The sequence below is a fragment of the Paenibacillus sp. 01T431 genome (assembly GCF_056398625.1).
In genome coordinates, this window is the sequence record NZ_JBFTPT010000017.1 from 111620 (window position 1) to 133245 (window position 21626).

A 21626-nucleotide genomic window follows, 5' to 3' on the forward strand; every position below is an offset into this window, starting at 1 on the left:
CGAATGTCGATACGGTTGGATTTTAAAACGGCTGCTGCGTACTGCAAATTTGATTATCTTCCAGAAGGTTTAGAAGGCAAATATAAAAGCTACGAACCGAGTAACAAGACTATACTCATTCCACGTAAGTTTTTAAATGAAATTTTTGAGCAATATCAACTTCCCGAGCATATCAAACAGTGGCTGGTTGGCGGAATTGAAGCGATAGAAAAGGATGAAATATTATTTCTATTCACGGCCTTTTTAGTAGATGACATGTGCTCGTTGCGCAATCGCTGTGATGAAGATTTTTATACGAATATGACTCCGGGATGTATGAAGCAATATAGTGATCTATATTCCTTTCTTTTGCTGCTTGCTTGTGTTGTCCCTTCTATGGAAATGGTGGAAAAGCGCGGAATTCCTAAACCATATTACGAGAATATTCCTCATCAGCCACTTAAAGCTCAGTTGGAAAAATTAGTGGCATACGGTGATTCTAAAGTCAGTGACTTTCCGTGGGATTTGAATTTTTATACTTGTTCAATATTTCGATTAGATCGATTTCTCTTTATACCTTATCGATTTGAAGATCCTTTTACCATGTATCGTCATGTTCACACGCAAGAGGTTATTGCACTTCGTCATGCGGGAGAAGAGTTTCGCAGCGATGGGCAAAGGAATGGAATCAATGGTGTATTTGATCCTGGGGGACATTTCACATCGAAATGGGAGGAAAATGCTGATCACATTATCGCTAATCGGATTAATCCAATGGGCTACGTTGAAAGAGAACCAACTTCGATAGTAAAGAAGGAATGGGAACCGGTTCTTCAGAGAGGAGATACCCTATTAGCGCTGCATATTCCATCTGGACCTGGCTATACACCCGAAAGGCTGAAACATTCGATGTCACTCGCAATTGAATTATATGGTAACTATTTTCCGGAGTTAGCTATAAAAGGCTTCTGGAGCGCAAGCTGGCTTTATGATACGAGATTATCGCTGATATTGGACAATGAAAAAAGCAATATCGTATTGGTTCAAAGGCAGTTTTATAATTATCCCACATTTGAAGGGGACAGCATGCTGCGTTATGAAGCCTTTGGAGATCGGGAGGCAGATCCTGTCCAGAACGATGTCCAATACAAAACCTCGTTGCAAAGAGCTGCTGCAGCTTATATGAAGACGGGAGCGCGATTTAACACTTTAAGCATGATTGTTTTGAAGGAAGAAATTGAACAGATTGGAAACAAGCCCTATATTTCAGATGCGGATATTGATCAATTCTTTAATACCGTTGACTGCCATTTACAGAGGAGGTAATGGGATGGGTAAATATTCGCTTGAAAACTACGAGAAGTATAAAACCGTAAAATTCCGGCCTTATCCATTACCGAGTAATGACGCTCAATCAAGAAATGGTGCTTTTCAATATGTTTCTTATTCATGGAATGAACTAGAGCCGACTAGAGGGGAATACAAACTCGAACAGTTGAAGGCAGCACTTAACACAGCAACAAATCCAATACTTAGGATCAAACCGGACTTACCTTTATGGGTGAAAGGCCATGCTGATGATTGTTTTGCGGCTTTTATAAGAAAAGTTGGCAGTTATATAGATTCAGATAGTCGACTTGCAGGAGTCGTAATATCGACACTCGCTGACGGTAAGGAAGAATGGAATGCCTATACGGATTCATTTGAAGCCACGACGCTTCTTGCTGATCTGCACAATGCAAAACTGATTCAATACTTAAGGGAACGTGGCCGCGGGTTTGGCTTGATCGTAAAGTGTTGTGAAATTAACTGGATAACATGCTGTGAAGCATTTGCCAAACAGAAGCTGCAGCAGGTATGGAAGAGTTATCCGGTTGTCATTCATTTTACCGATAATGTATGCGGTCCTAATAGTAGGCGTGAGGCGCATCGCTGGCATGCAAGCCTTTCTAATCTGGAAATAGAGCTTGGATATAACCTTACTCTACGAAGATTGACATATCCAGAGAACGTTTCTAGCGGGGGCAGCTTGCCGCTTCGATTCTGGTTTGTTAACACAGGGACTTCAAAAATTTACCGTGAATTTCGTTTGTGGGTGAAATTAGTGCAAGGGGATGTATCGTATGAAATTCCCATCCATGCTGCAACGGAGTCATGGTTAACGGGGGATCTTGTCCATAACGAGATTATACAATTGCCGGATATGCCGCCTGGAAATTATACATTAAGCTTTGGCTTATTTTTCAAAGACCGAACATTCATCGATCTGAATATACAAAGCAACGTGCAGGACGGTTATTACGAGGCAGGTACTGTGAACGTTGAAATCACAAGTGAAGATCCTCTTTTGAATATATGGGATACCTATTATCCCGAAGGATATTATCCATTGGAAGATCCTAAATTGCCGGAATAGTAATAGAGAGCATCTTGGATAAAAACTCATACGCTGGAGGTAGTTGATTTGAAACTTGCATTAATCGGAGCAGGGCAAAGAGGCATGATTTATTCAGAATACGCAAGCAAAACAGTAGAAATTGTTGCGGTAGTTGAACCAAATGAGAATAGAAGAAAGGTTGCAGCTGATCAGTTTGGCATCCCGCTGGAGAATCAATTTCAATCTGTAGATGAATTTTATCGATTGGGAAAAATTTGCGACGCTCTTATTATTTCTTCGATGGACAGAGACCATTATACGCAAACGATGGAAGCGCTTGATCTTGGTTATGACATTCTGTTGGAAAAACCAATTTCGCCAAGTCCGGAGGAATGTTTAAGAATACAACAAAAAGCGAATGAAAAAGGTCGCAAAGTTATCGTTTGTCATGTGCTCCGATATACAAATTTCTTCGCAGAAATAAAAAAAATCATTGATAGCAATGAACTGGGAAAGATCATAACCATTCAGCATAATGAAAACGTCGGAAATTATCATATGGCTCATTCTTTTGTAAGGGGGAATTGGAGAAACAGCGACCTAGCGAGTCCAATTATTATGCAGAAATCCTGTCATGATATGGATATATTGGCGTGGCTTGTGGACAGCGATGCGAAGCGGATTTCTTCCTATGGGGACCTGACTTATTTTAAAGAAGAGAATGCACCAGCTAATAGCGCTGATCGATGCCTAGACTGTAAAGTTGCCGCAGATTGCCGCTTCGATGCCAGGAAAGCTTATCTTCCAATCAGAGGCCAATGGCCGGCTACAACGATTTCGGTGGATCAGACCGAAGAGGGATTATTGAAAGCTTTGGAAACAAGCCCTTATGGACGCTGTGTTTATCGGTCTGATAATAATGTTTGTGACCATCAAGCATCCATTATTGAGTTCAAAAACGGCATAACGGTCACCTTTAATTTAAGTGGTTTTACCAATAAGATGTATCGTACGCTTAAAATTATGTGCGAGCATGGAGAAATTAGAGGTGATGACAGCTTAAATATCATTGAAGTAACGCGGTTCACATCCAATATGTCTGAACAATATGAGCACACCGTGATCCGGCCAGCTGCCATGAATGGCGGACATAATGGCGGGGATACAGGACTGATGATTGATTTCTTGGACAATTTAGAAAATGAGGACAGCAACAGCAGATCTTCCATTGATAGATCAGTAGAAAGTCACATTATGGCCTATGCAGCTGAGAGAGCAAGGGTTACAGGTACGGTAATTGATATCGATCATTTAAAGGAAGAGCTGCATGAAACATTACGCGATAGCCGCTCGATAACGATGCAAAGGTAGTGATGTAATGAGTTCAGTTGTGAAAGGTTTCTTATATGAGATAAAGAAAAACAGAATATTGTATCTCATGTGCGTGCCTGCGCTTGTTGTATTAATGATGTTCAGCTACATCCCTTTTGCAGGAATATGGATGGCATTTACCGACTTTAATGTAGTTGACGGCATATTTGGCAGTAAATTTGTTGGTCTTGATAATTTCACTTACTTTTTCTCTAAAAATAGCATGGGCTGGAAGGTTACCTATAACACCTTATACATTAACTTTTTCAGCCTCATATTAGGCATTATTGTTCCAGTCAGTATCGCTGTTTTCTTAAACGAGATACGGAATAAATCGTTTAAACGGATTGCTCAAAGCATGATGTTTTTTCCCTATTTTATATCGTGGGTTGTAGTGGGCGCTATTCTTTATGGAATCTTCTCAACGGATGTAGGTGTTGCCAACAATATTTTGGAATTTTTTGGGGCAGATCCGATTAGATGGTATTCAGAACCGAAGTATTGGAAATGGATCATTATTCTATCAAGTGTTTGGAAGTGGAGCGGGTATAGCTCTATTCTTTACATGGCTGCAATGGCTAACTTTGATGGGAGCTTGTATGAAGCAGCGAAAGTAGATGGCGCGAATAAGCTTCAGCGCATTGTTTTCTTAACGATTCCTATGCTAAAACCAACGATCATTGTCTTGACATTACTAAGTGTTGGACGGATCTTTTATGGTGACTTTGGTATGATATACGGCATTGTCGGTAATAACCCGGTACTCATTGACGAGGTTACCGTAATAGATACCTATGTTTACCAGTCTATGCGTACGTTGGGCTTTTCTTATTCGACTGCAATCGGATTATTTCAGTCTCTAATGGGATTAATTCTAATCTCTGCAGCTAACAAATCGGCTAAGAAAATAAACGATGGAGAGGGTCTATTTTAATAATGGAAACTAATCGATTGCTTGGAGATAGACTCGTAAAGAGCTTGGCGTACTGTTTTATTGGCTTATTTGCACTCGTATGTTTATACCCGCTTGTATTGACTTTAAGTGTTTCCTTCTCATCTGAGCAGGCCATTGTCAAAAATGGTTATTCCATTATCCCGCTGAGTCCAAGTTTGGATACGTATAAATATATCTATGTGAATAGTGGCATGAAGATATTGAAATCTTACGGCGTAACCATCTTTGTAACTGTAATTGGCACGGTAAGCGCATTGCTGATTACAAGTATGATTGCATTCTCGATATCCGTAAAAAAGCTGAGATATCGCAATATTATCGCATTCATTAGCAATTTTACAATTATTTTCTCGGCCGGCTTGATTCCGTGGTATATGGTTAGCGTGAATTATTACGGACTGAAAAATAGTATATTGGCGTTAATCCTTCCTTCTATTTTTAGCGTATGGAATATGTTTTTGCTTCGAACGTATTTTTCTAGCATTTCACCGTCTTTATACGAAGCGGCGGAGATGGATGGAGCTAATTATTTTACCATTTATTTGAAAGTAGCTCTTCCTTTAAGCAAGACTGCTCTGCTCACAGTGGGATTAATGTATGCGCTGAATTATTGGAATGATTGGTGGAATGCACTCATCTTCATCAACGATAAGGATCTATTTCCGCTGCAATACTATCTCTACAACATTCTATCCAATGTAAATGCGATCAGCTCCGGCCGTATTCCCTCTGGGGCTTCCGGCAACATAACGCTGCCAGCAGAAACCGTAAAGATGGCAATTACCGTAATTACAATTGGTCCCATTATTTTCCTATTTCCTTTTATTCAAAAGTATTTCGTTCATGGCATTATGGCGGGCGCAGTAAAGGAATAAGCGATACATGGTTTGTAGCCTATCTAGGCCTAACATACATTAACCATTAAATAGGGAGGGTTATCAATGAAATCCAGTAAAATGCTTATCTTTTTGGTTTTAATGCTAGTTACTACTTCAATACTAGCAGCGTGTAGCAACAAGGAAGAGGTTGGAGGAAAGGGGAAGCTTGAAACACTCACCATCTTGTACCCGGGGGACGAAAGTGATCGTATGACTGAATTTCTTGAAAAAGAATTTTCTGAGAAGATGGCAGCCGATCTTGGACTAAAGTTGAAAGTTATTTTTGTGCCATGGGCTCAGTACTGGGAGCAAAAAGATATTATGCTCGCTGCAAATGAGCCGATTGATCTTTATTGGGATGGCCTTCCCGACCTTTCTACCATTGTGAATAAGAAGCAAAGCATGCCATTGGATGATCTAATTAAGCAGTATGGCCAGGACATGCTCAAAGTGCTGCCGATGGAACAGTTTCAGGGTGCGGTAATTGACGGCAAAATTCATGGTATTCCGTCAGCGTATGCTCCGTCATCAGCCATGTATCAACTGGTAGCTGTACGTCAGGATATACTAGAAGCAGTTGGTATGAACGAAATAAAAACAGCTGAAGATTTAAAAGAGTTTGCAACCAAAGCAAAAAAACAGTTCCCGGAAATGAAAGGGCCAGCTGATATTGTCTTTAAACCTCTCACCAGATATTTTACAGAAGAGCAGTATAACTTTATTGCAGTCGAAGATTTAATCGTATTTGGCGAAGACAGCAAAAAAGCACATAGCTATTATGAATCAGAAGCTTTCCAAAAAGTAGCGAAATTTAACCGCAGCATGTATGATGCAGGGCTTTATTCAGAGGATCTGACTATCAAATACAATGAACGGGATTCTCGCATGCAGACAGGTTTATACTTATGGGTTGAAGGCTCGCTAGGCAAAGAAATGGAAATTATAGATGCAATAAAAGCAAATGCACCTGATGCTAGAGTGAAAACTTATCTTCTGGCACCGGAGAAACCTCGTTATATTACTGCAACAGGAGGAGAAGTTCTAGGCGTTCCGGTAACGGCTCCTAATCCAGAGGGTGCGATAAAATTCGTGAACTGGATTTATAAATCCAAAGAAAATTATCAATTAGCGCTCTATGGCGTTGAAGGCAAAGATTACGAGATTGTAGAAGGAAGAATCAAGAAGTTGACTGCAAATGAGTTTTTCTATGAATGGATGTTTAGAAACCAGAATTATCAATTGTTTGGACCGGATGTAGCACAAGAATCTATTGATCATTATAAAACGTGGGATGACGAGGCAGTAACTTCCGCTTCACTCGGTTTCCGATTTAATAATGAGAAAGTAAAATTGATTGAGACTGCCCTAAAAGAAGTGGCAGGCAAGGACTTAGCAGCTATACGTTCAGGCTTTGTCGATTTTGAAACGGAATATCCGAAAGCGATTAAGAAGCTAAAAGCAGCAGGGATTGATGAATACGTAGCTGAGATTCAGCGCCAGTTGGATGAGTTTTTGGCTAGTAAATAAAGAGATATTATATTTTTAAGTTCATAGAATTGGAATAGGAGTAAAAGTAAGTTATGTGAAACCCCGACCTTAAAAGAGGTCGGGGTTTTTGCATTGTTTTGAGTAACGCCTATGCAGGATGTAGTACTATAGAAATAGGAACCATTCTTTCCTTTTGAGGGGTAAATTTAATGAAGAAAAGTAAGGAAATTAGGGATTTAATATATGTAAGCGGGGAGCATGTAAAGAATTATTTTTGCTCCTATGGCATCGAATTTCTTGAATTTATGAACTGTGTACATCATAGGCCGGAGAACCTTATACTTCTTAAACATGATTTTCATAACGTACAGACGAATCGGCATTCTAGACTTCATTATCTTTTGAAGCAAGGATTGGATGAATTAATTGAAGAAAACGTGTATGACTATGGAGATTTTTGTTGGGTAGATTTCTCCAAAGAAGAGGATTTAAATGCTTTAAGCAACAATCAAATCGCTGAATTATTGTTTTTTGGCGATATGGGTGAGCCATTGCATCATATACCAAAGCTGAGGTTTGCTTATTTTGCACATGATGATGGCTGGTTTAACAAACTTTATGTTACAGATTTATATGACTATGAAGTTCTTTTAGCTAAAGTGATTGCTTTTAAGCTTCATAAGCTAGCCGGTAGAAAAGTTCAGGATATTCCAAAGGACATATCATCGGTACTTTTAGAATGGACAAGAGATGGATTATTGATTGACTTGTCAAAAATTCAAAAAAATAAAGCTGAATTAAGAATACCGGTAACCTTTATTGGTCATGACATTGATATGGACAGCGTATACGATTTTAGAAAAGAAATTAGGGATTACAATGTTTGGTTAGTTTATTCAAAAAAGGTATGGAAGCTTATTAAAGAAGATGAATACGAACGTTTGCGTTATGGGGAAGTATCATCCCTGTCATTTGAGCGCGATTGTTGATATTTCTAATGGGTTATATATTCGTCCAAGTTTGTTACATATCCACAGGTAGGCTGAAAATCAGACATCGTGGATCTTATTATATTGATTAATGTATGTCATTATATTTCTAGGGGGGATTGGATGTTTACTGAATTCAATTTGACGGATGACAGCCCTGCCTATACCCAAGTAAAAGATTACATGAAAAGTTTAATTACTTTAGGTGTATTGCAAGCGAATCAGAAACTCCCGTCCACGCGCGAACTCAGTTCTATGCTGAATGTCAGTAGAAATACGGTAGTTAGTGCATACGCAGATTTGAAAGACGAAGGTTTTGTGTATGTAGATAAAGGAAAAGGGAGCTTTGTTGCTCAAAAATTCGGTGAGGCAGCAACTGAACAATTATGGCAGCTTGATTGGAAGCAAAATATTAGCAAGCAAGCGAAGATTGCTGAAGAAATGGATCTTAGCAAGCACGGAATACGTTCGAGCACAGGAGAAATCAATTTTACAAGTATCGCACCGGATGGGAAACTGTTTGATCTCGATAATGTCAAACGAGCTTTTTTAGATCGGATGTCCATAGAGGGTGAAATCATCTTAAACTATGGATATGCACAAGGCTACAAGCCGTTAATGGAATATTTACTTCGATATATGGAGAATAAAGGGGTAAATCTAGAGGGTAAGGATATTCTGATTACGAACGGTTTTACAGAAGGATTAGATCTCATTTTATCGACTTTAATTAAGAAACATGGTCGTGTCCTTTGCGAGAACCCTACCCATCATGCGGCAATTAAACTGTTTAAGTTGCATGGATTTGATATTGAGGGTATCGAAATGGAGCAAGACGGGATTAATCTTGTGGAGCTGGAGAGGGCATTGTCAGAACGATCGTTTGATTTAAGCTATCTTGTACCTTCTTATCATAATCCAACGGGTATTGTGATGTCTCCCCATAAACGAATGGAAGTCATCAAGCTGCTCCATAAATATCAAGTCCCGCTTATTGAAGATGGGTTCAACGAGGAGCTAAGGTTTTCAGGAGATCACATTGCCCCTTTACTTGCATGTAATGGAAATGGAAATAGTGTCATCTATCTAGGCAGTTTTTCAAAAATCCTTTTCCCCGGCCTCCGGGTTGGATGGGTTTTGGCTGAGAAAGAGCTCATTTATTATCTGGAAAGTGTAAAGCGTGCGCGAAGCATTCACACCTCCACGTTAGATCAATCCTTGCTTTATCAATATCTTCATAATGGCAACTTCGAGAAGTATTTGAAGAAAGCCAAATCTGAATATAAACGAAAATGTGAATTAGTCATTCGGTGCTGTAAAGCGTTTATTCCGTTAAGACGCCTTTCAGGCGACGGAGGGCTTCATGTATTTATTGAATTCGAAGATAACTTTGATACCAATGTCTTATTAGAATACTGTCGCCACAAAGGAGTCATATTTACTCCGGGCAACATTTTTTTTACAGATAATAAAGGTCATCATACGATGCGGCTTGGTTTCTCACGAGTAGCAGATGAGGACATCATAAAAGGGATTCAAATTATAGGTGATACGGCTAAACAAATGATGAAGGAGAGACAGCTATGAGAGTTGGAGTGATAATGGGGGGTATTTCATCAGAAAAAGAAGTATCCCTTATGACTGGACGCGAAATGATTGCTAATTTGGATAGAGAAAAATATGAGTTGTATCCGATTGAAATCAATCGTAAAGATGAACTCATTGAAAAAGTGAAAAATATTGATGTAGCTCTGCTTGCGCTGCATGGTAAGTTTGGTGAAGATGGAACGATTCAAGGAGCGCTTGAAACACTAGGCGTTCCTTATACCGGCTGCGGTGTGTTATCGAGCAGCTTGAGCATGGATAAAAATATATCCAAAAAGCTTTTTCGTAATGAAGGCATCCATACTCCTGACTGGATACATTTGAACGGTGCAGATGAATTATGTATTGAAGATGTCGAACGTCTGGGGTATCCGGTTATCGTGAAGCCAAATTCAGGCGGATCGAGTTTAGGAGTTAAAATATTAAAGAACAAAGAAACGTTGGTTGATGAGGTACTAGAAACCTTTCGATGGGATAATGAAGTATTGATTGAGCAATATATCGAAGGTGAGGAAATAACCTGCTCCATTTTAAACGGTAATCTTCTTCCTATCATCGCTATTCGGTCTCAATCCGATTTTTTTGATTATTCTTCCAAGTATGATGACGGTGGAGCCGATGAACAAGTGATCCAGCTGCCTCCTGAGATTTTTGAACGGGTTCGTGCTTCTGCACTGGGCTGTTACAAGACATTAAAATGCAGCGTTTACGCCCGAATCGACATGATTATTAAAGATGGAATTCCTTATGTAATGGAAGTGAACACATTGCCTGGCTTGACGAAAAATAGCCTTCTGCCCAAAAGCGCCAAAGCTGCGGGAATTTCATTCAGTCAACTGTTGGATCAGATTATTGAATATTCATTAATGGAAAGAAAGAATGGGTTACTATAGCTTAAAAGGGACGAGGCTGCCGGTATGAAACGGCAGCCTCGTATTGTAATTGAGCAGTTAACTTCAATGATTTGTGTTAAAGTGGGAATGATCATGTAATTTTATAAAGGGAGAGGAAGAAATGTCACTATCACTTATCTTTGATATGGACGGAACACTATTTCAAACAAATAAAATTTTAGAAATATCACTTGAAGATGCGTTTAATCAGTTAAGGTCAATAAATGAATGGGATACTGCAACGCCTATTGATAAATACCGCGAAATTATGGGTATCCCTTTACCAAAGGTTTGGGAAACTCTGTTGCCTAATCATTCCAAAGAAATAAGAGAACAAACGGATGCATACTTTCTAGAACGATTAATTGAAAACATTAGAAGCGGGAAAGGTGCTTTATATCCTAATGTAAAAGAAGTTTTTACTTATTTAAAAGACAATGGTTTTTCAATATACATAGCTAGCAATGGTTTAACGGATTATTTAAAAGCAATAGTTAGTTATTATCATTTGGATAATTGGGTTACAGAAACCTTTAGTATTCAACAAATTGAGTCGCTGAATAAATCAGATTTAGTTAAAAGCATTATTGAAAAATACGGTATTACCAACGCAGCTGTAGTAGGAGATCGTCTATCGGATATAAATGCAGCCAAAGATAATGGTTTAGTCGCTATTGGATGCAACTTTGATTTTGCACAAGAAGACGAACTCTCTCAGGCAGATATCGTAATAGATGACTTAATTGAGGTAAATACAATAGTGTTACAGTTGAAAAAATAGGTATTTATTTAATGAATAACGATTGCTTAAAAACGGCGGCTGACATGATGGTTGCCGTTTGTTCAACAATACAATAAGAACTTTAACGTTTTTAATGGAGGAGTCATGACTAGAACAAATTTTCTAGAGACAAGATTAATGAGCAGATACGGTGAAGTGGATTTAAAACAAGAGAACAACACAGTGTTTGCTGACTTAGTCATTGATTCAGTGTCCTTATATCAAAGGCTAAAAGAATACGACTTAGTACCTGCTTTTGGATATGGGAATGCTGACCAACAAAAGCTTATAACTGATTACTATTTATTTAAATGTCCCTTTGATTATAAGTATCATAGGTATCCCATAATGATATGTCCTCAATGTGGTGATTTGGACTGTGGTTATATATCTGTAGCTATAGATAAAGAAGCAGATATTGTTGAATGGAGTAATTTTTATTTAGAACATAATAATCTATTGCTAAATATCGGGCCTTTCCACTTTGAATGGGATAATTACAAATCCACAATAGAAAAAACTTTTGAGATAGGTCGATTACGCTAACGGTGAAGTCTAGTTAAATGATGTACATTAATGAGCAGGCTCTACGGTAGCTTGCTTATTTCATTATTTAATAATATTAACGGCAGTGCATTCTTTTCTTTTATAAATTCCTCTCTAATAATATCCCTACTTGTTCTGCCATCACTTTCGGCGATTCAGGTATTCCATTCGTAATATACGATTCCATTATTCCAACGATTGCAGTACCAAAAAATTTAAGAATAATATCTTTATTCAATCCTTTATTTATTCCTTGAGTTATATCTACGTCATTTTCTAATTCTTCAATGAGAAACTCAAGGAGACGAGTGCGGAATGTTGAGGCGCCGCTGCTTGCTAACATGGTCGAAAAGAAAGAAAAATTACGTTCGAAATAGTCGAACATAATCAAATTTGCTGCCACGAAATCTAATTCTGATGATGCCTTGCAGATTTTCCTTAGTTCGTTTATATGTTCTTCAATCAGTTTGTCCAGTAGATCAAACTTATCTAAATAATGATGGTATATTGTTCTTCGACCTACATTTGCTTTGTCGGAAATATCTTGAATCGTAATTTCATTAAAGTTTTTTTCAGACATCAGTTCAATAAAAGCAGTTTTAATTGCTTCTTGAGATTTGAGAACTCTTCTATCCATCACTGGCATTATTGTCATCACCAAACTTCCTTAATCATAATTGCACAATAACAAGCATCTTGCGCCATCCTAGCGGACAGATTCTGTTGGTTACGGGTGGAAGAGGCTGGTTTCAGGAAGAAGGAAAACGAGCACAGGAATTACAAGGTGGCGATGTCGTGGAGATACCCCCGAATATTAAACACTGGCATGGAGCTGCAGCAGATAGTTGGTTTGTTCATCTTGCCATTGATCCTGATACTACTTTGGGCCCTGCTCAATGGTTTGAACCCGTAACCGATGAGGAATATAACAAGTTAAAATAAGTAGAAAAAACATTCATGAATACCCAAGAAAGCTACTGGTTCTGAGTAAGGCTCTCCATAATGCTCATCAAGAGTAAAAAACACCCTTCGGGGTGTTTTTTGTCATGTCTTTTGAATGACTCTACTAGGAATTTACGCTCATTTTCGCGTTCTAAAATATAGATTAGAAGGATTTTCCTTCATTGCTGTCGAAATTCGTAGAATAAGCATTTGAAATGGAGGAAAGTTAGCTTTGAGATTAAGAAATCAAATATTGGGTGGAACGATCATTCTTTCTTTATTAGCAGGGGGATCCGATTCTGCCTATGCGTCAATTCAGAACTTGTCGGCAGGAAAAAAGCTAAGCCAGGGAGTACAGCAGTACGCACAAACCGTTCAAAAGAAAGAAACAATCGCTAAAATTGTGGATACTACCAATTTGCGCAAAGGACCGGGGCTTGAATATGAGATTGTTGCCAAAGCGAAGGCGGGCACATCTTATCCAATCGTTGGATCGAAAGGGGAATGGTACAAAGTAACTCTTTCCAGCGGTAACACGGCTTATGTTGCAAATTGGGTAGTGGAGACGGTTGAGAGCAGAGGCAGCCAACCTACTTCAAATAATGGACAAAACCAGGAAAATGCCAACAAGCCGAGTGGTGGTCAAGATAAGGAAGCTATAGTAAATATAGTAGATACTACTAATTTGCGAAAAGGTCCTGGTTTAGATTATGAGATTGTTGCCAAGGCGAGAGCTGGAGAAACCTTTCCTGTCGTCGGATTAGAAGGAGATTGGTATAAAGTATCGCTGCCAAGTGGAGGAACCGCTTACGTTGCTAATTGGGTTGTGAACACGGGGAGTAACAAACAAAGCGGCAGTAAAGTGTATATCTATCATACCCATAATAGGGAGTCCTGGAGAAATGTATTAGGCAATTCAAAAGGGACCTCCGTCGACGATGCCAAAGTGAACATTACGCTTGTAGGCAAGAAGCTTGCTGAGAGTCTTCAGAAAAAAGGGATATCCTCCATTGTTGAACAGACCGACTTTACTGAAAGACTGAATGAACAGAAATTAAGCTACACAAAAGCCTACGTTGAATCGCGTAAAGCAGTCGACAAGGCGATGAAGGCTAATACTTCACTATCCTATTTCTTCGATATACACCGTGACGCTGATGTTCCGCGGAGCAAAACAACGGTTGTCATTAATGGTAAAACGTATGCACGCATTATGTTCGTCATTGGTGATGCTAATCCCGCGCATAAGGAAAACAAAAAGTTCGCCGAAGCGTTAAACGCTCTATTGAACAAGAAGTATCCTGGCATATCGAGGGGAGTTCTTATGAAAAGCGCCCACCAGGGGAATGCCGAGTACAACCAGTCCGTCTCTAATGGAAGCCTGCTTCTGGAATTTGGGGGAGTAAACAATACGCTGGAAGAAAATCTTCAAACAGCAGAGGCTTTCGCTGACGTGTTTGCGGAGTATTATAAATCAATTAAATAAAGTAAAAAAAGCAGGGGAAGTTTCCTTGCTTTTTTTGTTCCATGCTCACATTTTGTTGTTTACCTTAATGTTAATGGTCATATAAAAAATAAAAAAACCGATTTTTACATCGGCCTTGTAGACATTGTTTTTAGACGAAAAATGAATTTGCTGTTCTGTGAATAATGCTTCCATCTGACATGCGAACAGAATCGTCGTTATATCCTGTTATGGTTGATGCTGGGCGAATCTGCATGCCGTTTTGCATAGGTTTGATTATTGCTTTTTGAGCAATCGCAACTTCAAAATCTTTGTTCGTAATTAGTCGTTGACCTTCTTGAAGTGTAATTTTTGCTTGCATGTAAACACGTCCTCTACGGTTCTATTTTTTTGTATTCTAAGGACAAATAATACACTAATAACTTTATACAAAGCAATGGAAGTGAATGCAAATGAGAAAAAATATTTCAGAATATGTTGTAAAATATACAAAACAGTGAATTTTAATCTCAATACGTGATAGTATACCCCAACGAATCCTCAATCATAATTTTGTCAATCTAATTGGATTAATAATTCTCCTACAATTCCTGATGCATGACTTTGGGATCATATGCGAAAAAAGGCAAACCAGATGATCTGGTTTGCCTTTTTTGTAAATCAAATTAGCGATAAATGAATCAATATGCCCGACGAGGCTTCGCCTTAATGGAAGCAGCGTTCTCCTGGCTCTTAAGTTCAGCTAGAAGTTTATCACCTTCGACATCCAGGTTCGGCAGCATGCGGTCTAGCCATTTTGGCAGCCACCAAGCTTTGTCGCCGAAGACTGCCATGACAGCTGGGACAAGCGCCATGCGGACGAAAAAGGCGTCAATAAGAATGCCGATTGCGAGTGCAAAACCGATCTGCTTAATCATAATATCATGCGCGAAAATAAAGCCTGCGAACACGGACACCATAATCACGGCAGCGGCTACTACTACACGGCTGGCCTGATTGTAGCCGTGAACGACACTCTCTGTTCCGTGATGACCATGTACGTAAGACTCGCGCATGGAGCTGACGAGGAACACTTGATAATCCATCGCAAGACCGTAAAGAATGCCGGTAACCATTATTGGCATAAAGCTGAGCAGCGGACCGCCGGTATCAAAGCCGAAGAGGGAGTGAAGCCATCCCCATTGGTATACGGCCGTTGTAATCCCGAATGTGGCGAGCACACTGAGAAGGAATCCAACCGTAGCTTTGAGCGGAACGATGATTGAGCGAAACACGAGCAGCAGAATAATAAGCGATAGGATGACGATAATGCCGACGTAGAGAGGGAACACCTCAGCCAGCTTCGATGACATATCGATGTTAATTGCTGTGAACCCAGTAACGCCAACCGTGACATCATACGTTAGCGCCATGCTGGAATCAGAAGCTCGAATCTCACGAACTAGGTTTTTGGTTTCTGCATCCGTTGGACCTGTTTTGGGGATAAGGCTAATAATCGCCATATCTCCGGTTTTGTTTACGCCCATAGGTGTCACAAGCGAAACATTTTCATGCTTCCCTAGATCTTGAACTAGACCATTCAGCAATTCCGGCGTCACTTTGTCCGATACGCCTTTTGGCTTTGCTACCAGGAGCAACGGGCCATTGAAGCCTTCGCCAAAACCGTTTGAAATGGCGTCGTAGCTCTGCCTTGATGGTGTATCTAAGTTAGCCGTGGCTCCCGATGGGATGCCCATTTCCATTTTTGCGACTGGTAGTGCTGCTGCGCCAAGAATAACAATAACAGCAACAATAACTAGCCAGCGGCCTTTCGCTATAGCTGTTACCCAGCGGTGTGCGAACCCATGAGCAGTTTTATTCGATTGGGTGCTGCTCTTCGTACGCGCTTTTGCTGAGCAGATGCGTTCACCCAACAGACCTAGCAGTGCCGGCAGCAGAGTTAAAGCAACCAGAACATTGACGAGGACAGCCAAAGCAGCAACAAGCGCCATGGCAGACAAGAAGCCAATTCCGATGACAAGCATGCCGCACAAAGCAATAATAACGGTCAAGCCAGCGAAAAACACTGCACTTCCGGCTGTGCCGACTGCTCTGCTGGCTGCTTCCCGCGCACTTAATCCCTGATCAAGAATCATGCGGCGTTGACGATTTACGATAAACAGCGAGTAGTCAATTCCGACGGCAAGCCCAACCATAAGCGCTAGAACAGGAGTGAGATCAGTCATATGGATGAATTTTGAGAAGGCGTATGCTCCTCCTACACTAATTCCTACTCCCATTAAGGCAGTTAGAAGCGGCAAGCCAGCAGCAACAACCGAACCAAGTGTCATGAATAGCACAACGGCAGCTACGGCAATACCGATAGCTTCTGTCGAACCAATGGAAGGTTTAGTTGACAGCGAGTCGCTTGGCAATGCTTGAATACCCGTTTGTTCAACAGACATGGCGGCATCGATGACGGAATCGGGTACCGATTCAGGAAGCGACATTTGCTGAACGGTGAATTGGAATTGGAACAGGGCAACGCTGCCGTCAGAGGCAAGCATCACGCCAGGTACCGGAACACCGTTGACCATTAGAGGGCCGAAAGGAGGCAATTCACCTGTGGTTGCTTGCGCTGTTCCGTCCCCTTCTTGTGGTGCACTCCCTTGAGCGTTTTCTGAAGCTGAAGCGCCGGCTTTAGCAGCCAATTCAGCAGCATTAATAACATATTCAAGGTTATAAACATCATTAACAGCTTTAGTAATGGCGCTCAAACGCTCTGGTGTATCTAGTCGTTCGTCTTTGGGAGCCGTAAATACGATGCTGGCTTGTCCGCCTGAAGCTTCTGGCAGTTCCGCTGACAACTGATCCAATACCTTCTGCGATTCCGTTCCCTCAATTTTCATATCGGAGGTTACATGGATTCCATTGACCCCGAGTATAGCGAGTACAACTCCGAGAATTGCGATCCAGCTAATAATGAAATACCATGGCTTGGTATAGGCTGACTTACCCAATCTGTACAGAAAAGTTGACATCTGTTAATGATTCTCCTTTGCATGTAGAAATAACGTGAGGTCGTGTACTAAAATCCGTTTCGCAAGTAACCAAACATGGTGTCTAAATATTGATCGAACGTTACGGCCTCTGGGTTCTCGGCGACGGATTGACCTGGTAACAGCACACTCAGGCTGCCATCCAGAATGGGGAGCATGGCTCCATAAACAGCTCCGGCGAGGAGGTGGGTATAACCATCGGGATATCGTTCATGGGAAAACTCATCTAAAGTTTCCTGAGCCATAATTTGCAAACGGCGCAGTCCGCTTAAGATGTAAGGCTCAAGCGTAGGGTGCTGCCTCGAAAATGATACAAGCTGTCGCAGTTTTCCAATATGTTCTCCTGTCAGATGCAGCTTCATCAACTGGTGAAGAATGTCGAGTGGGGACATGTCCTGGTTTAAGCTTTTGATCCAATTCCCAATTTCGTCGGCGCCTTTAAAGATGAGAGCTGCTGAAGCTATCGCTTCCTCTTTACAGGAGTAGTGGTTGGCAAACGTTCTTCTGGAGTATCCGGCGCGTTGCACGACATCTTCGACGACGAAACCATCCATTCCCCTTTCCAGAGCAAGAGCGAAAGCTGCATCGGCAAGCGCATTTGCGGTTGCTTCTCTTTTAATATCGCGTAGGCTTTGTTTGTTCATCATGTAACGCTTAAGCGTTCACCCCTTTTCAAATAGAATGGAAGCATTTTCAAAAATAATCCCTGCTTATATTATTGCCCAATGGGCAATGATGCACAATGAGCAAGTTGTTACGAATTTGTGGCGTTGAGCTAAACGATTTGAGCGAGAGCTTACAAATAGGAAGGTGTAAAGCATAGTAAGAAATTTAAACAACAAAAATTTATCGTTTTACGATAATTTTATATTGACTTAAACAGGTAATGAAGATATTATTTTTGTAGTTAGCTTTGAGGAGGATTTTTATGAGACAGAAAAAATGATCAGCGAAGTTAAAGGAATTATACAAAACCGCTATTGCGTTTATATGGGTGACTGCGATTCCTTTTTTTATAGCATTAGTTTTAGGGTGGAAAATATGTTCGGATATTGGCTCTTATCAAGCCTATACCGCTAAAAATGGGTATTGACTAGGAATCACAATGGCTAATGTTTCAATTTTAAAAAATGGAAAAGATAAAGCTGTAAAATTTTCAACTTTAGAAAAAATATGTGAAATTTTGGAGTGTCAACCTGGAGACATTTTAGAATATAAGAATGATATTTAATTTTGTAGGCAAAGGAGAATGTATGTTGATTAACCAATATCGATTAGCTTCTATCCCAATTTTTTTGGGAATCATTTGTCTAGTTATCGGAATGATGGGGAAATCCGAAGTCGCTCCAGATGGTACACTAATAGAACCTTTGTTCTTTTTAATTCCATTAAGTTATCTATTATTTTTAAGTGGAATGATTATATTATTGTTGATGGCTGTCATTTCTATGATCAAAAAAAATAAACATAATTTATAGAACAATAAAATAAAATAAAAAACAATTTCCTGATCAGAAAAGGAAATTGTTTTTTTATTTAACATGGCGGGAGATCTAGCTCGTAGGACAGTTGTAGAACGTTGACACTGTCGTGAAATGTTATCCTTTGGTCATGGTGAGGAGAGAAATAAATTGAAATCAATGTTACAGCTACTGCATTTTGGCTACCATCAGGCGATGAGCTGCATATTTCCTGTTGCGATTTTTGGAACATTAGCTCTTTCTAACATCGTAGAAATACCTTTCATTCATCGTTATGATGCCATTCTACTTGTACTGCTTGGCGTGCAATACCTCATGTATCGCAGCGGATTAGAGACACGTGATGAAATCAAAGTAATCTGTATATTTCATATCATAGGTTTACTTCTTGAGATCTATAAGGTAAGGATGGGCTCTTGGTCATACCCGGAGTTAGGGTATACAAAGTTGCTAGGTGTTCCGCTCTATAGCGGATTTATGTATGCAAGTGTTGCAAGCTTTATGTGTCAGGTTTGGCGGAGACTACGCATGGACATGACGGGCTGGCCTGGACTTACGTCATCGGCGCTGCTTGGAGGAGCCATCTATTTCAACTTTTTCACACATCATTTTATTCCTGATTTTCGCTGGTGGCTGACGGCGCTTGTATTTATTGTATTTTGGAAAACATGGATCATATTCCGAGTAAGAGCTATAACTTATCGAATGCCGTTAACCGTTTCATTTATTATTGTAGGTTTTTTTATTTGGTTAGCTGAAAATATAGCCACGTTTTTTAATGCTTGGAAATATCCTGATCAGAATCAAACCTGGCAGCTGGTCAGTTTCAGTAAGATTAGCTCATGGTTCCTTCTGGCAATCATTAGTGTCATTATCGTCGCACAGCTGAAACATGTAAAAGCGGAACGGACAAAAAACGATTCATCATTCAGCTAGGATTCATGTTCCTCTGGAAGAGCGCCAATTGCTTGGAGACTGACCATACTTTCGTTTAAACAGTTTAGAGAAATGAAACTCGTCATAAAATTGCAGCTGGGAAGAAATTTCCTTCACTGACAGGCTTGTTGTCTCCAGCGATACTTTGGCCGATTCTAGCTTTAAATTTTGCATATACTCGCTGGGGGATTGGCCAGTTAATGCGCGGAAGCGCGAAAAAAAGGACGTTCGCGACAAGCCGCTGCGTTCGATGAGTTCTTCGACCCGAATACCTTTATCCATATTCCGATGGATATAGATTAATATATTGTTGAGTTCGGTTTGGCGCGAGGTCTGCCCTGACTCAAGTTCTCTAGCAAAGAGTACCAATAATTGTTGCAGGAAGATATTCGAAGAATAAGCGTAGCCGAAGGATTCTGCAATCAAAGTATCAATGATACGCTCGCACAGCAATACTGCCTCTGCAACTTTTCCGGTTGTTTCGACCTTGCTTACAGGGAGCTGCAGATTTCGAATGGCATCCAGGGAATTGAAATCAAGATAATAAAATTTCCAGTTATTATCCTGACACTTGTATTCGGAGGGAATTCCCTCCTGTACGAAAAAGAAAGTGCCTGCATGCAGCTCATAGCGGTCATTCCCTTGGGATAGGATGCCCTTACCTTCATAAGTAATAAAAAGACCGGGAACGACGAATCCTTCACTGGTTATAATGTTGTAGGCATCGTCAGCCTGCACTTTCCAAATCGAATTAAATTGAGGGAAGCTGATGGGTTCTTTTCCAAGTATATAAGGAATATTCATGTAGGTCATATTAATCAACTCCATACCATTGTTCTAATATACATTTAATTTCAGTAATCTCCGTAAAATCTATGTATAATATGTACAATTATACATGATGTGAATACATGTATCCATGGATGCATAGATGCTTTTCCTCTACACTTAGAACAAATACCGAGTAGAGGAGTGTAATTGAAATGAAGCTAAAAGTTGGAAGCCGTGAGTTGGAGATGGATGGAAAAGAGCTTACAGAGCTCAGAAGCTCTAATGATATTTTTCATGATGTTCAGGCGCTGCGCGATCGGATGGAGGAAGACGGTTATTTACTGATCCGCGGGTTTCATGATCGCGATAAGGTGTTGCAGGCTCGAACAAATATTTTGGAAAAGATGAAACAGATGGGAAAGCTAGATCGGGATACGCAATTAGAAGATGGCGTCATGGCAGACGGAAGCAAAACGATTTTTTTTGGAGGAACGAACGAGGATCTTCCTGCACTGCTTAATGTTTTGAATGGGGAGCACATCATGCGTTTCTTCGATGAATTTCTCGGAGAGCAATCACTGACTTATCACTACAAGTGGCTTCGTGCGGTAGGTAAAGGTGATTTCACAGGAGCGCACTATGACATTGTTTACATGGGAAGAGGTACCCCAAATGTCTATACCGTATGGTCTCCTCTTGGAGACGTTTCGTATGAAATGGGGGGACTTGCGATTTGCCTCGGCTCGCATCGATTTGAAACGCTGAAGCAATCGTATGGATCGAAAGATTCGGATCGTGATGGTTTGGGACATTACACGGATGATCCGCTTGTTATAACGGAGAAGTTCGGTGGTCAGTGGGCGACAACTCAGTTTCAGGCAGGCGATGTACTCATTTTCGGCATGTTTTTAATGCATTGCTCACTGGAGAATACAACCAATCAATACCGAATTAGTGTGGATGCGAGATACCAATCAGCCTACGAAAAGGTTGACGAAAGATGGAGCGGCAAAAAGCCGAAGGGTCATTTTAAATAATTGTACTAGCCACCCATTGCGGTGGCTATTTTATTGATAGGAAGTGAAGCGTCAACTTAGAAAAGATGATTGACTATAGTATTAATTAGTTTTA

The 21626-nt window shown here is 40.3% G+C and carries 20 protein-coding genes and 2 pseudogenes; 17 read left to right on the forward strand and 5 right to left on the reverse strand.

Annotated elements, in window-relative coordinates; genetic code table 11:
• Positions 1-3 precede the first annotated feature (3 nt).
• The 11 genes from AC1DM9_RS27240 to AC1DM9_RS27290 all read left to right on the forward strand — a co-directional run bounded on the left by AC1DM9_RS27240 (position 4) and on the right by AC1DM9_RS27290 (position 11862).
• Positions 4-1305 (forward strand): acyltransferase domain-containing protein, encoded by a 1302-nt coding sequence (locus AC1DM9_RS27240; RefSeq protein ID WP_477583204.1) that lies wholly within the window; start codon positions 4-6, stop codon positions 1303-1305.
• A 4-nt stretch (positions 1306-1309) separates the two neighbouring features.
• The gene (locus AC1DM9_RS27245; protein ID WP_477583206.1) at positions 1310-2395 is read left to right on the forward strand and encodes a DUF4832 domain-containing protein; all 1086 of its coding nucleotides are present in this window, start codon (positions 1310-1312) and stop codon (positions 2393-2395) included.
• Between the two features lie 48 nt (positions 2396-2443).
• On the forward strand, positions 2444-3727 hold the full coding sequence (locus AC1DM9_RS27250) for a Gfo/Idh/MocA family protein (protein WP_441875006.1): 1284 nt from the start codon (positions 2444-2446) through the stop codon (positions 3725-3727).
• A 7-nt stretch (positions 3728-3734) separates the two neighbouring features.
• On the forward strand, positions 3735-4661 hold the full coding sequence (locus tag AC1DM9_RS27255) for an ABC transporter permease (RefSeq protein WP_441875008.1): 927 nt from the start codon (positions 3735-3737) through the stop codon (positions 4659-4661).
• A 2-nt stretch (positions 4662-4663) separates the two neighbouring features.
• Entirely contained in the window at positions 4664-5557 is an 894-nt protein-coding gene (locus AC1DM9_RS27260) for a carbohydrate ABC transporter permease (protein WP_339203014.1), read from the forward strand.
• Between the two features lie 66 nt (positions 5558-5623).
• Positions 5624-7087, forward strand: a complete 1464-nt coding sequence (locus AC1DM9_RS27265; RefSeq protein ID WP_477583209.1) for an ABC transporter substrate-binding protein — start codon at positions 5624-5626, stop codon at positions 7085-7087.
• Between the two features lie 170 nt (positions 7088-7257).
• Positions 7258-8037: a hypothetical protein gene (locus tag AC1DM9_RS27270; RefSeq protein WP_477583211.1), complete on the forward strand. Its 780-nt coding sequence runs from the start codon at positions 7258-7260 to the stop codon at positions 8035-8037.
• A gap of 123 nt (positions 8038-8160) precedes the next feature.
• Complete coding sequence (gene pdxR / locus AC1DM9_RS27275) at positions 8161-9624, forward strand: MocR-like pyridoxine biosynthesis transcription factor PdxR (protein ID WP_477583212.1); 1464 nt, start codon at positions 8161-8163, stop codon at positions 9622-9624.
• Complete coding sequence (locus AC1DM9_RS27280; RefSeq protein WP_477583214.1) at positions 9621-10535, forward strand: D-alanine--D-alanine ligase; 915 nt, start codon at positions 9621-9623, stop codon at positions 10533-10535. The genes pdxR and AC1DM9_RS27280 overlap by 4 nt, the downstream gene beginning before the upstream one ends.
• Positions 10536-10656: 121 nt before the next feature.
• Positions 10657-11316: an HAD family hydrolase gene (locus tag AC1DM9_RS27285; protein WP_477583216.1), complete on the forward strand. Its 660-nt coding sequence runs from the start codon at positions 10657-10659 to the stop codon at positions 11314-11316.
• A 105-nt stretch (positions 11317-11421) separates the two neighbouring features.
• A complete protein-coding gene (locus AC1DM9_RS27290) occupies positions 11422-11862 on the forward strand; it encodes an oxidoreductase (protein WP_477583218.1) in 441 nt (146 codons plus the stop codon).
• 100 nt (positions 11863-11962) lie between these two features.
• Here AC1DM9_RS27290 and AC1DM9_RS27295 read toward each other — a convergent pair whose 3' ends face one another.
• Positions 11963-12508, reverse strand: coding sequence for a TetR/AcrR family transcriptional regulator (locus AC1DM9_RS27295; RefSeq protein WP_477583227.1), 546 nt, complete (start codon positions 12506-12508; stop codon positions 11963-11965).
• Positions 12509-12561: 53 nt separating this feature from the next.
• Between AC1DM9_RS27295 and AC1DM9_RS27300 the strand changes: the two are divergent.
• Together AC1DM9_RS27300 and spoIIP are read left to right on the forward strand one after the other, a co-directional pair.
• Positions 12562-12804, forward strand: a pseudogene (locus AC1DM9_RS27300) (cupin domain-containing protein); the annotation flags it as partial.
• 232 nt (positions 12805-13036) lie between these two features.
• Complete coding sequence (spoIIP, locus tag AC1DM9_RS27305; RefSeq protein WP_477583220.1) at positions 13037-14290, forward strand: stage II sporulation protein P; 1254 nt, start codon at positions 13037-13039, stop codon at positions 14288-14290.
• Between the two features lie 130 nt (positions 14291-14420).
• On the opposite strand, the gene AC1DM9_RS27310 is transcribed toward spoIIP, so the two are convergent.
• The 3 genes from AC1DM9_RS27310 to AC1DM9_RS27320 form a co-directional block, all read right to left on the reverse strand.
• On the reverse strand, positions 14421-14630 hold the full coding sequence (locus tag AC1DM9_RS27310) for a hypothetical protein (protein ID WP_076265602.1): 210 nt from the start codon (positions 14628-14630) through the stop codon (positions 14421-14423).
• A 319-nt stretch (positions 14631-14949) separates the two neighbouring features.
• Positions 14950-17289, reverse strand: coding sequence for an MMPL family transporter (locus tag AC1DM9_RS27315; protein ID WP_477549484.1), 2340 nt, complete (start codon positions 17287-17289; stop codon positions 14950-14952).
• Between the two features lie 47 nt (positions 17290-17336).
• The gene (locus AC1DM9_RS27320) at positions 17337-17954 is read right to left on the reverse strand and encodes a TetR/AcrR family transcriptional regulator (RefSeq protein WP_477549483.1); all 618 of its coding nucleotides are present in this window, start codon (positions 17952-17954) and stop codon (positions 17337-17339) included.
• 446 nt (positions 17955-18400) lie between these two features.
• Here AC1DM9_RS27320 and AC1DM9_RS27325 point away from each other — a divergent pair.
• The 3 genes and pseudogenes from AC1DM9_RS27325 to AC1DM9_RS27335 all read left to right on the forward strand — a co-directional run.
• A pseudogene (locus AC1DM9_RS27325) lies at positions 18401-18538 on the forward strand (helix-turn-helix domain-containing protein); the annotation flags it as partial.
• Between the two features lie 22 nt (positions 18539-18560).
• Positions 18561-18785, forward strand: a complete 225-nt coding sequence (locus AC1DM9_RS27330; protein WP_441875556.1) for a DUF3955 domain-containing protein — start codon at positions 18561-18563, stop codon at positions 18783-18785.
• A 162-nt stretch (positions 18786-18947) separates the two neighbouring features.
• A complete protein-coding gene (locus AC1DM9_RS27335; protein ID WP_441875559.1) occupies positions 18948-19724 on the forward strand; it encodes a DUF817 domain-containing protein in 777 nt (258 codons plus the stop codon).
• A gap of 3 nt (positions 19725-19727) precedes the next feature.
• On the opposite strand, the gene AC1DM9_RS27340 is transcribed toward AC1DM9_RS27335, so the two are convergent.
• Positions 19728-20537 (reverse strand): AraC family transcriptional regulator, encoded by an 810-nt coding sequence (locus AC1DM9_RS27340; RefSeq protein WP_430058478.1) that lies wholly within the window; start codon positions 20535-20537, stop codon positions 19728-19730.
• A gap of 170 nt (positions 20538-20707) precedes the next feature.
• Here AC1DM9_RS27340 and AC1DM9_RS27345 point away from each other — a divergent pair, with 170 nt between their 5' ends.
• Positions 20708-21532 (forward strand): phytanoyl-CoA dioxygenase family protein, encoded by an 825-nt coding sequence (locus AC1DM9_RS27345; protein ID WP_441875038.1) that lies wholly within the window; start codon positions 20708-20710, stop codon positions 21530-21532.
• Positions 21533-21626 lie beyond the last annotated feature (94 nt).